The 14,933-nt window shown below is 64.9% G+C and carries 17 protein-coding genes and 1 pseudogene; 6 read left to right on the forward strand and 12 right to left on the reverse strand.

What is annotated here, in order from left to right:
• Positions 1–11: 11 nt before the first annotated feature.
• From MKK04_RS15375 to MKK04_RS15390, 4 genes are all read right to left on the reverse strand, one after another.
• Positions 12–803 (reverse strand): substrate-binding periplasmic protein, encoded by a 792-nt coding sequence (locus MKK04_RS15375; RefSeq protein WP_207837792.1) that lies wholly within the window; start codon positions 801–803, stop codon positions 12–14.
• Positions 804–969: 166 nt separating this feature from the next.
• Positions 970–1,611: a LysE family translocator gene (locus MKK04_RS15380; protein ID WP_207837794.1), complete on the reverse strand. Its 642-nt coding sequence runs from the start codon at positions 1,609–1,611 to the stop codon at positions 970–972.
• Between the two features lie 50 nt (positions 1,612–1,661).
• Complete coding sequence (locus MKK04_RS15385; RefSeq protein ID WP_063913642.1) at positions 1,662–1,862, reverse strand: DUF1289 domain-containing protein; 201 nt, start codon at positions 1,860–1,862, stop codon at positions 1,662–1,664.
• Positions 1,863–1,870: 8 nt separating this feature from the next.
• Positions 1,871–2,188 (reverse strand): hypothetical protein, encoded by a 318-nt coding sequence (locus MKK04_RS15390; protein WP_207837796.1) that lies wholly within the window; start codon positions 2,186–2,188, stop codon positions 1,871–1,873.
• Between the two features lie 317 nt (positions 2,189–2,505).
• Here MKK04_RS15390 and MKK04_RS15395 point away from each other — a divergent pair, with 317 nt between their 5' ends.
• A complete protein-coding gene (locus MKK04_RS15395) occupies positions 2,506–4,254 on the forward strand; it encodes a BCCT family transporter (RefSeq protein WP_241105638.1) in 1,749 nt (582 codons plus the stop codon).
• Between the two features lie 155 nt (positions 4,255–4,409).
• Here the strand turns inward: MKK04_RS15395 and MKK04_RS15400 are convergent, their stop codons facing one another.
• Positions 4,410–4,889, reverse strand: a complete 480-nt coding sequence (locus tag MKK04_RS15400) for a VOC family protein (RefSeq protein ID WP_241105639.1) — start codon at positions 4,887–4,889, stop codon at positions 4,410–4,412.
• Between the two features lie 204 nt (positions 4,890–5,093).
• On the opposite strand from MKK04_RS15400, the gene MKK04_RS15405 reads away from it, so the two are divergent.
• A complete protein-coding gene (locus tag MKK04_RS15405; protein ID WP_207837802.1) occupies positions 5,094–5,744 on the forward strand; it encodes a TIGR04211 family SH3 domain-containing protein in 651 nt (216 codons plus the stop codon).
• A 126-nt stretch (positions 5,745–5,870) separates the two neighbouring features.
• Here the strand turns inward: MKK04_RS15405 and MKK04_RS15410 are convergent.
• Both MKK04_RS15410 and MKK04_RS15415 read right to left on the reverse strand, forming a co-directional pair.
• Positions 5,871–6,142, reverse strand: a pseudogene (locus MKK04_RS15410) (hypothetical protein).
• 104 nt (positions 6,143–6,246) lie between these two features.
• A complete protein-coding gene (locus tag MKK04_RS15415) occupies positions 6,247–7,155 on the reverse strand; it encodes a LysR family transcriptional regulator (protein WP_241105640.1) in 909 nt (302 codons plus the stop codon).
• 124 nt (positions 7,156–7,279) lie between these two features.
• On the opposite strand from MKK04_RS15415, the gene MKK04_RS15420 reads away from it, so the two are divergent.
• Positions 7,280–8,014 (forward strand): SDR family NAD(P)-dependent oxidoreductase, encoded by a 735-nt coding sequence (locus MKK04_RS15420; protein WP_207837810.1) that lies wholly within the window; start codon positions 7,280–7,282, stop codon positions 8,012–8,014.
• Between the two features lie 16 nt (positions 8,015–8,030).
• Positions 8,031–8,237, forward strand: coding sequence for a tautomerase family protein (locus MKK04_RS15425; protein WP_241105641.1), 207 nt, complete (start codon positions 8,031–8,033; stop codon positions 8,235–8,237).
• Between the two features lie 23 nt (positions 8,238–8,260).
• On the opposite strand, the gene MKK04_RS15430 is transcribed toward MKK04_RS15425, so the two are convergent.
• On the reverse strand, positions 8,261–9,142 hold the full coding sequence (locus tag MKK04_RS15430; protein ID WP_241105642.1) for a LysR family transcriptional regulator: 882 nt from the start codon (positions 9,140–9,142) through the stop codon (positions 8,261–8,263).
• 108 nt (positions 9,143–9,250) lie between these two features.
• On the opposite strand from MKK04_RS15430, the gene argC reads away from it, so the two are divergent.
• A complete protein-coding gene (argC, locus tag MKK04_RS15435) occupies positions 9,251–10,192 on the forward strand; it encodes an N-acetyl-gamma-glutamyl-phosphate reductase (RefSeq protein WP_233693521.1) in 942 nt (313 codons plus the stop codon).
• Positions 10,193–10,271: 79 nt separating this feature from the next.
• Positions 10,272–10,958 (forward strand): GNAT family N-acetyltransferase, encoded by a 687-nt coding sequence (locus MKK04_RS15440; protein WP_063913653.1) that lies wholly within the window; start codon positions 10,272–10,274, stop codon positions 10,956–10,958.
• 111 nt (positions 10,959–11,069) lie between these two features.
• On the opposite strand, the gene MKK04_RS15445 is transcribed toward MKK04_RS15440, so the two are convergent.
• The 4 genes from MKK04_RS15445 to MKK04_RS15460 are packed head-to-tail and all read right to left on the reverse strand — an operon-like array spanning position 11,070 to position 14,899.
• The gene (locus tag MKK04_RS15445; protein WP_207837819.1) at positions 11,070–11,825 is read right to left on the reverse strand and encodes an ABC transporter permease; all 756 of its coding nucleotides are present in this window, start codon (positions 11,823–11,825) and stop codon (positions 11,070–11,072) included.
• Positions 11,825–13,030, reverse strand: a complete 1,206-nt coding sequence (locus MKK04_RS15450; RefSeq protein ID WP_207837821.1) for an ABC transporter substrate-binding protein — start codon at positions 13,028–13,030, stop codon at positions 11,825–11,827. Before MKK04_RS15450 ends, MKK04_RS15445 begins: the two co-directional genes overlap by 1 nt.
• A complete protein-coding gene (locus tag MKK04_RS15455; RefSeq protein WP_207837823.1) occupies positions 13,017–13,838 on the reverse strand; it encodes an ABC transporter ATP-binding protein in 822 nt (273 codons plus the stop codon). The genes MKK04_RS15450 and MKK04_RS15455 overlap by 14 nt, the downstream gene beginning before the upstream one ends.
• The gene (locus tag MKK04_RS15460) at positions 13,835–14,899 is read right to left on the reverse strand and encodes an acyl-CoA dehydrogenase family protein (RefSeq protein ID WP_207837825.1); all 1,065 of its coding nucleotides are present in this window, start codon (positions 14,897–14,899) and stop codon (positions 13,835–13,837) included. The genes MKK04_RS15455 and MKK04_RS15460 overlap by 4 nt, the downstream gene beginning before the upstream one ends.
• Positions 14,900–14,933 lie beyond the last annotated feature (34 nt).

A 14,933-nucleotide genomic window follows, 5' to 3' on the forward strand; every position in this document is an offset into this window, starting at 1 on the left:
ATCCCGGGCTGCTACTGCCAACGCTCCAGGTTTTGCTGCAACAGCTGCTCCGGCAGCGCCCCGGCAACGATCTTCTCCATCTCCCTCGCCAGCGCCTCACGCAGCTGCGGCTGGTTGCAGGGCGATTCATGGGACAGTGCCAGGTACAGCCCTTCGCTGGATATCGGTGGCTCCAGCACCTGTACAGTGTCGGCAATCCCCAAGGTGCGCGCCAGCGCCATGCCGGGGTACTGCTCGTACACCACGTAGTCGCTACGCTTGTGCACCAACTTTTCGAACGCCTGCCTGGCACCGGGTACCGCTTCGAGGGTGAGATTGGCCTTGGCGTAGTCGTCGAACTGCTGGCCGTGGCTGTTGTTGACCAGCGTGCCACCTTTGCGGCCCTTCAGGTCGGCCCACTGCCGGTAGGCAAAGGCACTGTCCTGGCGCACCCAGACAACGCTGGGTGTATGCAAAAATGCCGGAGTAATGAAGTCCATCTGTTGCTGACGGTCCTTGGTCAGGAAATACCCGGCCATCAGGTCGATTCGGCCCGTGCGTACTTCTTCCTGGGCGCGCGACCACGGCCCGCCGTAGACCACCTCGATTTCCAGCCCCAGTTGCTTGCCCAGGTACTTGAGCAGGTCGGCATTGGCACCGATCAGTTGTTGGGGGTTTTGCGGGTCGCGCCACAGGTAAGGAGGGTATTCCGGGTTGCCGGTAGCAGTCAGCCGCCGGCATTCCTCATCCGCTACCGCCGCCAGCGGCAGCAGCAACAGGCACTGCAACAGCGGCAAAGCGTGGCGAAAGCAGCGCTCGATCATCGACAACCCTCGGCACATGTATCATCCGGAGACCCGGAGCGGTGGCCAAAGGCTGCCACATCCTGTGGTCGACTGCAGCATCCATCTGTGCGTGCTGTAGACAGTCTGGACCATGTATGGCCATTGGGTTGGCCTTTCATCGGCCGGAACAAGCGGCCCTCATATTTCAGGCACCCTGCCGGCGCATCGCCAGGATCGCCGCGCCAAAACCGATAAAGGTCGTGCCCACCACCCGGCTCACCCAGCGCGACAGCGACGGCCGGGTCAGCACGCCCTTGGCCCGCGCCGCCAGTGCGGCATACAGGCTCAGAGAAACCAGCGACAACGCGACGAAAATTCCGGTCAGGATCAGGAACTGCGGCAGCAACGCCGCCCCCTGGTCGATGAACTGCGGGAACAGCGCGGTGAAGAACATGGTCGCCTTGGGGTTGGTCACTGCCGTGAGGAATGCCGACTTGTACAGCTTCAGCGGCGTGGGCCGGACCTTGGCCATACCCTCTGCGGCGCCTTGCGCCAGCATCGGGCTCTTTTTCAGCAATTGCCGCGCCCCCAGGTAGAACAGGTAGCCCGCCCCCAGGATCTTCACGGCATTGAACAGCATTTCGGAACTGGCCAGCAGCGCACCCAGCCCCAGCATGGCGGCAGCCGACAGGCAGAACAGGCCCGAGCCATTGCCCAGTGACGACCAGATCGCGCTGCGCTGGCCATGGGCGAGGCTGTTGTTGATGGCCATCAGGGTGGCAGGGCCGGGGCTGGCGATCGCGATGGCAGCGACCAGGGTAAAGGCAAACAGCGAGTGAGAATCCATTTTCAGGCTCGTCAGACAATCAGGAAAGGGCGCGCGCGGGACACGCAGGTTCAACCTGTATTCTGCCGCTTGGCCGCCTTCTTGGCGATAGCCTTCATTCGCGTTGCGGCCCGCTGCACGGTGGCCATCTTCTCGGGGCGCTTCATGCCCCGCCATTTGCGAATTTCGTCACGGGTGCGGCCGCAGCTCACGCACAACTCGCTGTTGAGCTGGCACAGCGAGACGCAAGGGTTGTCGATGTCTTTCGCCATGCCACCACTCAGCCGGGCATTTCCGCCTGTGCACGCTCGGCGGCACTGTGAAACACCTGGCGTACTTCCTCGGCCTTGACCTTGCTGACCGACCTGGCAGCCAGCAGCTCGTCGACCACGCGCAAGCCCTGCTCCAGGGCGGTGGCCAGTTGCTCGCGGTCGGAGGCGTCAGCGATATCACCCAGATAAGGAGCGATGAGATACACGTAACGGTCCTGCAGCTTGAGCGCTTCCAGCGCGTCGAGGGCTTTCTGGAACCGATCGGCAGCGGCAGGGCTCATGCTCAATTTATCGAAATGAATCAGGCTCACACGGTCAGTGGCCATTTTGACGAATCTCCGTTTCCTGGTGCGGCCAGGCCCACAAGCAGCAGCGCTTCTACGGTGCTCGGATGTGCAGGCCCGGGGAATGCCCATCAGGGTACCAGAACGCGAGGCAGAAAGGGCCATCGCCCCCAGAACTAAAAGTATCTGGCAGGTCGCGTAATGGACGCCCCGGGGCGCTATCGGGACAGGAGCTGCCGTTTCCTGCACAGGATAATCGTGCCAGCAGTCTCCCCGCCGAGGCAGTCATCGAACTCGGTAGCCCACACAAAACTACAAGCCTGTACCTGCAGGTAAGCCAGAAAGGGGCCTCATCATTCATGGCAAAGGAACACATCACCGAAACGCTCGACCTTGGCGTGACGGACCCCTCGAAAACCGCAGAAGCACGCCAGGACCGGCATTTCGAGGGCAAGCTTGACTGGATCGTCTTTGGCTTCACCAGCCTCCTGGCAATCGCTTTCGTCCTCTGGGGCTTCCTCAATCAGGCCAGCCTCGCCAGCAGCGCCTCCAGCGCGCAATCCTGGGTCATTCTCAACTTCGGCTGGTTCTTCGTGCTCACCTCTACCCTGTTCGTGGTGTTCGTGCTGTGGTTGGCCGCCAGCCGATACGGCCGGGTTCCGCTGGGCCGTGATGGCGAACAGCCAGAATTCCGCACGGTGTCCTGGGTGGCGATGATGTTCAGCGCCGGCATGGGCATCGGCCTGATGTTCTTCGGCGTTGCCGAACCGCTGTCGCACTACGTGTCGCCACCGCCTGGGACGACCACTGGGCAGTCCAGCGAGGCGATGCAGGTGGCCATGGCCACCACGCTGTTCCACTGGACCCTGCACCCCTGGGCCATGTACGCCATCGTCGGCCTGGTGATTGCCTATGGCACCTTCCGCCGCGGCCGCTCGCAGTTGATTTCTGCAGCCTTTCGGCCATTGATCGGCAAGCATGCCAACGGCCCGCTCGGCCGCCTGATAGACATGATGGCGATTTTCGCCACGCTGTTCGGCTCGGCTGCCTCGCTGGGCCTCGGCGCGCTGCAGATCGCCGGTGGCCTGGAGTACAACGGCTGGATCGAAAGCCCTGGCAAGCTGTTCTACATCTCGATCATCACTTTGCTGACCATTGCCTTCGTCACCTCGGCGGTGTCGGGCATCGGCAAGGGCATCCAGTGGCTGTCCAACACCAACATGGTGCTGGCACTGGTGCTGGCAGTGTTCGTGTTTTTGGTCGGCCCGACCCTGCTGATGCTCAACCTGCTGCCAACCTCGATCGGCATCTACGCCAAGATGCTGCCGGAAATGATGGCCCGCACCAACGCCAGCGGCGGTGAGCAGATGAACAGCTGGCTGGCCGGCTGGACCGTGTTCTACTGGGCCTGGTGGATTTCCTGGACGCCGTTCGTGGGCATGTTCATCGCCCGTATCAGCCGCGGCCGCACCATCCGCCAGTTCGTCACCGGGGTGCTGCTGGTACCGAGCCTGGTCAGCCTGGTGTGGTTCACCATCTTTGGCGGCGCGAGTATCGATGCCCTGCGCGAAGGCGCCTTCCAGCTGGCCAATGGTGCGGTCAACAGCAACCACGCGCTGTACCAGCTGCTGGACAGCTACCCGCTGGCCTCGGCGACTTCAGTGCTGGTGATGGTTCTGGTGGGTATCTTCTTCGTCTCCGGTGCCGATGCGGCCTCACTGGTCATGGGCACGCTATCGGAGCACGGCACCACCACGCCATCGCGACGCACGGTGATTTTCTGGGGTGCGCTGACCGGTACGGTGGCGGCGATCATGCTGGCAATCGGCGACCCACGCGCCCCTGGCGAGGCGCTGACTGGCCTGCAGAACCTGACCATCGTCGTGGCCCTGCCGTTCGTCGTGGTGATGGTGCTGCTATGCCTGGCGCTGTACCGCGACCTGCGCAAGGACCCGATGATGCTGCGCCACCTGCGCGGCAACGAGCTGATCGAAAAGGCCGTACTTTATGGCGCAGTGAAACATGGCGAAGAGTTCTACATCGTGGTGCAGGAAAAGAAGGCTTCGGCCAAAGCGACGACGGCAGAGGCCGAAGTGACCGGCAACTGATCGGGCCAACCAGAGGAAGCTGGAGCCGCATTGCGCCATCTCCGGCAAACCAGCTCCTCAAACTCATTGAATCAGCAGGGCAACCTGTGGGATCGGGCGTGCCCGCGAACACCAGCGCAGCCGGTGCCAGCCAACGCGTTGAAAACGGACTTGCATCAGCCCTTCAACGCCGCCTCGATCTGCGCCACATCGATCTTGCCCATCTGCATCATGGCCTCGAATGCTCGGCTGGCCGCCGCCCGGTCGGGGTGGCCAATGGCTTCGATGAGGATGCGCGGGGTGATCTGCCACGAAATCCCCCACTTGTCCTTGCACCAACCGCAAACGCTGGCCTCACCGCCGTTGCCGACAATGGCATCCCACAAGCGGTCGGTCTCGGCCTGGTCCTCGGTACTGACCTGGAACGAAAAAGCCTCGCAGTGCGTGAAGGCCTTGCCGCCATTGAGCCCCACGCAAGGAATCCCCATCACGCTGAACTCCACGGTAATCACGTCACCTTGCTTGCCGGATGGATAGTCAGCGGGCGCCTGGTGCACGGCAATCACTCTGCTGTCAGGGAAAACGCTGGCATAGAAATTCGCGGCCTCTTCGGCATCGTTGTCATACCAGAGGCAAATGGTGTTCTTGGCAGTCATGGTCTTGCTCCATGAAAGAGTGTGAGCCCTTGAGTCTAGCCCGGAGTTGCCGGTTGGAGCCTTGCAACATCCTGCAGACATTTCCGATATCAGGTAGTGAACCTGCTGACAAAAAAACGGTCTTTCGCTGACGGTCAACTCACCGACCGGTTCATCGGCCCAGTCACCGGGCCTACTTTTGTCCTGTTTCAGCGAAGACCCAACATGCCCGATTCCCGCCCAACTGCTTCCGCCCTCACTGCCCTGCGCAGCGGCCTGATCGCCGCCCTGGTGGCCCTTGCCGTACCGGTGCACGCCGAAGAGCCTGCCAGCGATGCGCGCTGGGTCAGCGACAGCCTGAGCACCTATGTGCGCAGTGGACCGACCGATGGCCACCGCATCGTCGGTACGCTCAAGTCCGGGCAGAAGCTGACCCTGATCGGCAGCCAGGGCAACTACAGCCAGGTGCGCGGGCAAAACGGCGATGTGGTGTGGATTCTCAGCAACGACCTGCAGTCGGTGCCAGGCCAGGGCGAGCGCCTGCCGCAGCTCGATGCCCAGGTCGCGGACCTGACCGGGCAATTGAAGAACATCGACGACAGCTGGAAGAACCGCGTGCAGGGCATGCAGGAAACCCTAGATTCACGCAAGAAACTGATCGACGAGCTGGAAGCGCGCAACAAGGCGCTGAATGAACAGCTCGACCAGAGCCAGTCGGAGCTGCGCGATACCCAGGCACGCCTGGGGGACGAGAACAAGCAGGTGATGATGCGCTACATGGTGTATGGCGGCAGCATTGCCGGCGCGGGCTTGCTGGCGGGGCTGATCCTGCCGTCGCTGACCCGTGGGCGCAGGAAGAACGATCGCTGGTTCTGACTGGGCCCTCCTGCACTGGCCTCTTCGCGGGCTTGCCCGCTCCCACAGGATTTCCAACAGGCCCAAGGCCTGTGCAGTACCTGTGGGAGCGGGCAAGCCCGCGAAGAGGCCAGTGCAGGACTGCAGCTACTTCCCGCGCGCCTTGTTGTAGATGGTCTTGGCCCGGTCTGCCGAGGCCTGGCACTTGGTCATGTCCCCCGCAGTCTGCCCCTCCTTGGCCTGCTTCAACAGCTCGTGGTAGTCGTGGCCATGCCACCGTGCAGTGCCTGGCCATCGGTCCTTTGAATGTCTTCAAGCTCCTTGATCTTGGCCGCACAGTTGCTCACAGGGTCTGCGTGTGCGGCAAAACTGAGGACCGAGGCAATCACCAGCAAAGGTATGCATTTCGTGGATTTCATGGAGCGTTCTCCTGGAAAACCTGAAGGGTCGTCGAGATGACAGGCTCGACGCAGCAAACAGCATAGACGGCCATGCGCCCCGGCGCCTCGCCTCAGCCCAGGGGCTATGCCCCCTCGGCAAACAGGAAATCGATGAACACCCGCACCCGCAGCGGCATGTGCCGGGCCTGGGGGTAGATCAGCATGAATGGCCGCGAGGTCCCGCCAAACTCAGCGAGCACTTCCACCAGTTTGCCACTGGCCAGCGCGTCCTGCACGGTAAAGCGGTAAGCCTGCATCAGCCCACCGCCATGACGCACCAGCGTGGCGGTGGCGAGAAAGTCGCCCAGGCAGGTAAACCCACCCTGGGTTTCGATCTCCACCTGCTGGCCATCCTGGCGAAAGCTCCACGGCGGCCGGCGGCCACTGCTTGGCAGCTCGAACTGGATGCACTCATGTTGCAGCAGGTCGTGCGGTGTTTGTGGCGTGCCGGCACGGGCCAGATAGCCTGGTGTGGCCACCACCACCAGTTCGGCATCTTCCAGGCGGCGCGCCACCAGCCGTGAATCGGCCGGCTCGCGGCCACGAATCGCCAGGTCGAACGGTTCCTCGGCGAAGTCGACGTTGCGGTTGCTGACATGCACATCCACCTGCACCTTCGGGTAGCGCTGGCGAAACCGCGGCAGCAGCGGCAACAGCCGGTGATGGGCATAAGGCGTGGGCGCACTGATGCGCAGGCGGCCGCTCGGCTCGACCTGCCCGCCCGTGACCTGGCGCTCGGCCTCGACCAGTTGCCCCAGCGCCTGCCGGCATTGCTGGTAATAGGCCTGGCCCGCTGCGGACAGGCGCATCTGCCGGGTGGTGCGGACGAACAAGCGCACGCCCAGGCGCTCTTCCAGGCGCGCCACGCTGCGGCTGACCGCCGCCGGGGTAACGCCGGCCTCCGTGGCCGCAGCAGTGAAACTGCCGCTGTCGGCGGCCAGGCAGAACAGCTCCAGGCTGCCCAGTTGCAGGTCATCGAAATGGCGGGTCATGACGGCTCGATTGATTACATGATGTATCTATTGAAATGCCCTTCGCCTCATTTTTCAAGTGCTGGTAGCAGCCTACAGTGGCTCCACATCGAGCCCATGGCTCACTTCACTGGAGATCATGCACATGAACACGCCACGCACCGTCATCATCACCGGGGCCTCCAGCGGCCTGGGTTTCGCCCTGGCCGAGGCCTTCCTCGAACGCGGCGACAACGTGGTCGGCAATGCCCGCAGCCAGGCCCGCCTGGAGCAGGCCGCCGCCCGCCTCGGCAACCCTTCGCGCTTCATCGGCGTAGCTGGCGACATCGCCGAGCCGGGCACGGCGCAGCGCCTGTTCGCCAGCGCTGAGCAAGCCTTTGGCGGGGTCGACCTGCTGATCAACAACGCCGGCATCTTCATTGCCAAGCCGTTTGCCGAGTACAGCGAAGCGGATGTCGACGCCCTGGTCGGCACCAACCTCAAGGGTTTCTTCTACCCTGCCCAGGAAGCGGCGCGGATCATGACCAGGCAAGGGCATGGTCAGATCATCGCCATCACCGCCTCCATCGCCTTGCAACCGGACACCCGCGTGCCGGCCCTGCTGCCGGTGCTGGTCAAGGGCGGCCTGAACCAGGCGGTGAAAGGCCTGGCGCTGGAACTGGCGGCCAGCGGCGTGCAAGTGAATGCGGTGGCGCCAGGGATCATCGATACGCCGCTGCATGGCGGCAATGTGCAGGGGCTGGGCGCGCTGTCACCCAGTGGCCGCACCGGCACGCCGCAGGATGTTGTGGATGCGGTGTTGTACCTGGCCGACTCACGTTTCGTCAGCGGCGTGATCCTGCCGGTGGATGGCGGTAGCACCGCTGGCACCTGGCATTAACAGAGGAGCGAGAACCATGCCCTATGTCCACATTCGCGTGACCGATGAAGGCGTGAACGCTGAGCACAAGCGCCAGCTGATCGAACAGACGACCCGCATGCTGCAGCAGGTACTGGGCAAGCCGCCGGCCAGTACCTTTGTGGTGATCGAGGAGGTACCGACCGATAACTGGGGGGTTGGCGGGGAGACCGTGACTGCGGTGCGGGCTCGTGAGCGGGGGTGATCCCTGGGGCCGCTTTGCGGCCCCTACTGCCGTAACCGCTCCAGCGCCTGCAACACATACCCTGTGGCCCGCTCCACCTGCCCTTCCCGGCAGGCAATGCCCAATTGCCGCCACAACCCTGGCCGCAGCGGCCGGCGGGCAATGCGCCGGTCCAGCTCGGCTACCTCCCCCTCCTGCGGCAGCAACGTTGCCCCATACCCGGCCCCGACCAGGCTCTTGATCGCATCGTTGTAGTTCAGCTCGATTCGCGGCTCGGGGTACAACCCCGCCGCCGCGAACCACTCCCCGGTCACCCGCGACAACTGGGTGCTGCTGTCGTTGAGGATCAACGCCCGCTGCGCCAGCCAGGCCGGCGTAACCTTGGCCGGCGGCTGCCAGTCGGCCGGCACGTAGGCCAGGATCGGGTCACGCCGCCAGGGGGTAACCCTAAGCCCTTTGCCGGCCACCTGCGGCAAGGCCACCAGGCCGATATCCAGCGTGCCCTCGCGCAGGCGCGTCAGCGAGGCCTGGGAGGTCAGCACCTGTACCTGCACATCGATCCCCGGGTGCACCGTGCGCAGGTGCTCCAGCGCCTGCGGCAGCAGGTGGGCAATGGCACCGGTGGAAGCGCCCAGGCGCACCCGCCCGGTCAGGCCTTCGACTTGCCGGCGCACTTCGTCCAGCGCCAGGTCGGCGTCGGCCAGCAGGCGGCGGGCACGGGCCAGCAGGGTTTCGCCGATGGCCGTGGGCCGCACCTGGCCGCGGGTACGGGTGAGCAAGGGGGCGCCGATGCGCGCCTCCAGTTCGGCCACGTGCAGGCTGATGGTGGGCGGCGCCAGGCTTAGCTGGCGGGCGGCGTCGGCAAAGGAGCCCAGGTCGGAGATGACCACCAAGGTGCGCAGGCGATCGAGGCTGATTTCACGCATGGGCCAAACTCATTCAGAAAAGATGAATATATCGATCATCATATTCAAATTTTCTTTAGCAAAGCCACAGGCGAGCATAGGCCATCCCTCCCCGACCGGACTTTGACCATGCACACCCCTGTTGTCTTCATCGACGGCGACCAAGGCACCACCGGCCTGCAGATCCATGCCCGCTTGCAAGGCCGCAGCGATCTGCGCCTGCTGACCCTGGCCGAAGCCGAGCGCAAAGACCCGCAACGCCGCCGCGAGGCGATCAACAGCGCCGACATCGCCCTGCTGTGCCTGCCCGACGAGGCCGCCCGCGAGGCCGTGACGACGATCCACAACCCGCAGGTGCGGGTGATCGACGCAAGCTCCGCGCACCGCACCACCCCAGGCTGGGTCTATGGCCTGCCGGAGCTCGACGAGCAGCAAGCCGAACGCATCGCGCACAGCAAGCGCGTCAGCAACCCCGGCTGCTACCCCACCGGCGCCATCGCCCTGCTGCGCCCACTGGTCAAGGCTGGCCTGCTGCCAGCGGATTACCCGCTGAACATCCACGCCATCTCCGGCTATTCCGGTGGTGGCCGCGCCGCAGTCGAACGGCATGAGCAGCCCACCGCTGGCAAAACCCCGGCCCTGCAACTGTACGGCCTGGAACTGGCGCACAAGCACGTGCCGGAAATCCAGCAGCACGCCGGGCTGTCGGCGCGGCCGATGTTCATGCCCGGCTACGGTGCCTACCGCCAGGGCATTGTGCTGAGCATCCCGCTGCAGTTGCGCCTGCTGCCCGGCCAGGTCAGTGCCGAGCAGCTGCAGGCCTGCCTGGAGCAGCACTACCAGGGTGCCCGCTACGTGCAGCTGATGCCCCTGCACCAGCACGGCGCAGCGCCGAACCTCGACCCCGAGGCGTTGAACGACAGCAACGACCTGCGCCTGGCGCTTTACGCCAACCCGGAGCACGGCCAGGTGCTGCTGACCGCAGTGTTCGACAACCTCGGCAAAGGTGCCTCCGGCGCGGCGGTGCAAAACCTCGACCTGATGCTCGGTGCATTACAGGTACAAGGCTGATCGGCAAAACCGGTTAGACTGTACAGCCCGCGCCCGCACGGCGCGGGCTGTCTATCTACCCGCCGGAGCCTGCCCCCCGATGTTCATCCTGAGCCGCCTCGACAGCGTGCCGCCTGAATCTTTCCAGAACCAGATCCGCGAGCTGGTGATCCACCACGTCGGCGAACTGAGCAGTGTCGCCATCAGCGCCGACAACCCGCTGTACCCGCTGTACCAGTACGGCGTCGGCATGGAAGTGCACCAGTACCTGCAAGCGCTGGACGGCACCCGCGGCCTGGCCGTGGCACTGACCCTGGCGCTGGATGCCGACGCGCCGGACCAATTGCTGGGCTTTGCCCTGTCGCTGCCGGCCGAGGACGATGAACAGGCGTGCGCCCTGGCGTTCCTGGCCGTACGCGCCAGCCATCGCCGCCAGGGTATCGCCCGTGCGCTGCTGGGCGACCTGCAGGCACGCCATGCCTGCGTCGAGTTGAATGCCTTTGCCAGCCAGGTACCATGGTTCGAGGCGATGGGCATGCAGGTGGTGGCCGCCAATGGGCCGCAGGTGCTGATGAGCAGTACCGGGCAGGCTAGTGGAGCGCTGATCGGACGGCTGGATATTGCGCCGATCTACCAGACGGCGGAAGTGATGCAGATCCATACCTACCTGCTCAACCAGCAAGGTGAGGATGCGATGATCGAAGCGGAGCAGATGCGGGATGAGCGGCTGGACGAACTGACCGCTCAGGCGCAGGAGTGTGTACGGCAGCGCAAGACCGTACATTGATCCGAGGGCCTGTTCGCGGGCTCGCCCGCTCCCACAGGGGTATCACAAGGCCAAAGGGCGGCAGGATACCTGTGGGAGCGGGCAAGCCCGCGAAGAAGCCCCTCTGGCCCTTCAGCCATGCACCCAACGCCGATGCAACCCACGCGCAAAGGCATCGAGCACAAACCCCAGCACCCCGATCAGCAGTACCATCGCCATCAGCTCGGAATACGCCAACCGGTCGCGGGTATCGAGAATGAAGTACCCCAGCCCGGCACTCACCCCGAGCATTTCGCACGGCACCAGCACGATCCACAGAATGCCGATGGCCAGGCGCACGCCGGTTAGCACATGGCCGATCACACCGGGCACGATCACCTTGCACAAGGTCTCCCGGCGCGTCGCACTCAAACTGCGGCTCAACTGCAACCAGCGCGGGTCCAGCTGCCTTACCCCGGCCGCCGTGTTCAGCAAGATCGGCCATAACGCGGCAAACGCCAGCAGGAAGTAGATAGGCTGGTCCCCCACGCCCATCAGCATCACCACCACCGGCATCCACGACAGCGGCGAGATCATGCGCAGGAACTGGAACGCCGGCGTGGTCGCCGCCTCCAGGTGCCGGTAGCTGCCCACCAGCAAGCCCAGCGGCACACCAATCAGCAGCGCCAGCAGCAGCCCGACCAGGATGCGCTTGAGGCTGACCCAGATATGCCCGTAAACCTCGCCCTGCCCCAGCAACTCGACCAGGCTGGCCAGGGTCGCCGCCGGCGAAAAGCGCGCCGACAGGCCATCGGCCTGGCCGAACAGCGCAACACCGGCCCACCACAACAGCAACAACCCCAGCAACCCGGCCAGACCCAGGCCGGCATGAACGACATGCGTGCGCATCAGACCGCGAACTCCTCGCTACGCTCGAAGTTGTCGGCAATGCCGAACACCGACGGCCCGCCAACGGTAGCGATGGCGTTGCGCACGAAGCGGTCGTCGACCAGGTCGCGGGCGGTCTGCGCCGGGTCCAGGCCGGCCAGGAACGCGTGGTCACCCTCGATCAGGGTGGTTTTCAGGCGCTTGACCAGTTCTTCCGTGTAGCTGGGGAACGGGTAAGGCTGGAAATCGATGCGTTTTTCGTCCCACTGCTGGTGGCGAATGGCGCCACTGGCAATATAACCGGCACGGTCCTCGGCAGCCGGGGCCAGCACTTTGCTCAGCACTGCGGGCTCATGCGGGGTGTACTTGTTGGGGCCGGCCTTGGACAACAACGCGGCGGCCTCGGCGCGGTGGTCGCGGGTCCAGTGCTGGGCCTTGACGATGGCGTTGACCACCTTCTGCGACCACTCCGGACGGTTGTTCAGGTCGTGCTCGTGCATGAACACCACGCAGCAGGCGTGGTTGCGCCACACATCGCCGGTAAAGCGCTGCACGCGGCCGACCTTGAGGTTCTCGGCCAGGGCGTTGAATGGCTCGGCGACGATATAGCCAGCGATGCGCTTGCTGGCCAGCGCCGGCGGCATGTCGGATGGCGGCAACACCAGCAGGTTGACTTCGTTGCCGGCCAGTGGCGCATTGGCCGGCTTCGACACCGGGGTCAGGCCGTTGTCGTTGAGCATCTGCTGCAGCACCACGTTATGGATGGAATACCAGAACGGGATGGCCACGGTCTTGCCGCCCAGCTGTTTCATGTCGCTGATGTCCGGGGCCACGGTCAGGCCGGAACCGCCCACATGGTTCCAGGCCACCACCTTGGCCGGCACCTTGCTGCCGTAGCGGGCCCACACGGTCATTGGCGACAGCAGGTGAATGACATTGACCTGGCCGGAGATGAACGCCTCGATCACCTGCGCCCAGCTGCGCAGCAGCACCGGGCGCTCGGCCTTGATGCCTTCGGCCTCGAACAGGCCGTTGTTGTGCGCCACCAGCAGCGGCGTGGCGTCGGTGATCGGCAGGTAGCCGATACGCACCGGCGCGTCCGGCTCGGTGGCGGCCCGGGCCTGCAGGCTCGACAGCAACGGCAGCGCACCGGCGGCCGTGAGCATGGCACCAAGCTTGAGGAAATCGCGACGCGAAGAAGAGGAACAGCAGTCATCCATGCACATGGACAGCCTCCGAGGGCAACGGGGTTGGGGTGGGTTCGACTGTGCGGCTTGCCCGCCGAAGGGTTTTGAGGATTTCGATGCGCAAGGCGCCCAGTTCCTCGACCCGCTGCGTCCGTGGTTGCGGCAGGTCGATGTGCCACTGGCCGAGGGTGTGCGCTGGGTGGTTGCCCAGTAGCAGGACCCGGTCGGACAGCAGCAGGGCTTCGTCGATATCGTGAGTGATCAGCACCGCCGCCGTGTTATGGGTGGCGATCAGTTGCAGCAGCAGTTGCTGCATGTCGGCCCGGGTCACTTCATCGAGCGCGCCGAACGGCTCGTCGAGCAGCAGCACTTCGGGCTGGCGGGCCAGGCAGCGGGCCAGCGCAGTGCGCTGGGCCATGCCCCCGGACAACTGCGCCGGGTACTGGCCGCGGGCATGGGCCAGGCCGACAGCGGCAATCGCGTGGTCGATGCGGGCGCGCCGTTCGGCAGCGGCCAGTTTGGGCTGGCGGGCGAAGTCCAGGCCGAAGGCGACGTTCTTCTCCAGGCTCAACCAGGGCAACAGGCTCGGGTCCTGGAAGGCCACCGCCAGACGTGGGTGCGGGCCCTGCAGCGGCTGGCCGTGCAGGGTCACGCTGCCACTGCGGGGCTGTTGCAGGCCGGCCAGCACCCGCAGCAGGCTGGACTTGCCAACCCCGCTGGGGCCGAGGATGGTCACCACTTCGCCCGGTGCCAGCTGCAGGTCGAACTGCGCCAGCACCGCCTGCCAGCCACCCTCGCGCGGGTAGCCCAGGCTGATGTCGCGGGCTTCGAGCAACACTGGGCTCATGCCGCGCCCGCCTGGCGTTGCAGTTCGGCGCGCAGTTGCACCAGGCTGGGCGTGACGATCGGCACGAAAGCCGACTCGCGCCAGCGGCGGGCAAAGCCTTCACCGTACTCGCTGAGGTAAGCTTTGCCACCACTGGCCTGCAACTCCAGCTGGACGGCGTCGGCAGCGCTTTCGGCCAGGGTGATGCGCAGCTTGAACAAGGCAGCCGGATGCTGCTGGAAGCGGCCATCGAGCAGGCCCTGCTTGAGCTCGCTCACGGTGTTTTCCAGGCGCTCGCTGAGTACCAGGCGTGCTTCGTCGAGGAACGAGGCACGGCCATGCAGGTGTGCCTGCACTTCCGCCAGCGCCCGCCGCGCCAGGCCAATGGCCATGCCGCATTGCAGCGCCAGGAACGCCGGGCGTACCCGGGGCAGGAACTCGCGGGCATTTTCGTGCAGTAACCAGCCACGCTGCAATTGCACCTGGTGGAAGGCCAGTGCCGCGGTATTGCTCGACTGCAGCCCCATCAGTTGCAGGTCGTCGGAACGCTCCAGGCCTTGTGCGTCGGACGGAATGGCCAGCACGAACGGGGCGCCACCGCCTTCGTCTTCGATGGCCGCAGCCACCACGAAGCCGCTTTTGCGCAGGTTGGTCACCCAGTGCAGGCGACCTTCCAGGTGCCAGCCATCCTCTGCCGGGCGGCCGCGCACCTGCAGGGCTTCGATGCCGGACAGGAACTTCATGGCGTTGGACAGCCCGGTGGCGCCGGCCAGTTCGCCAGTCAGCAGGCGCGGCAGCAGGCGCTCGCGCAGAGGCTGGTTGGGGCTGTGCAACAGGTATTCGATGAAGGCGCGCTGGCCCCAGCAGACGAACGCCGCTGCCAGCGAGCGGCTGGCGATCGCGGCGATGGCCTCGACCGCGTCGGTCACCTGCCCGCCCGTGCCACCCAGGGCCGGGTCGACACCGACGCGCAGCAGCTGCGATTCGGCGATCTGCGCCAGCACCAGCTGAGGCTCGCACTGGCCCCGATCAATGGCCTCGGCATTGGCATCCAGCCAGTGTCGAAATGCACAATCTTGCATGGTCTTGCTCCTTTGGGGACGCCGGGGCCGCTTT

The organism is Pseudomonas sp. LS.1a (genome assembly GCF_022533585.1).
In the GTDB taxonomy this organism is placed as follows: Bacteria; Pseudomonadota; Gammaproteobacteria; order Pseudomonadales; family Pseudomonadaceae; genus Aquipseudomonas.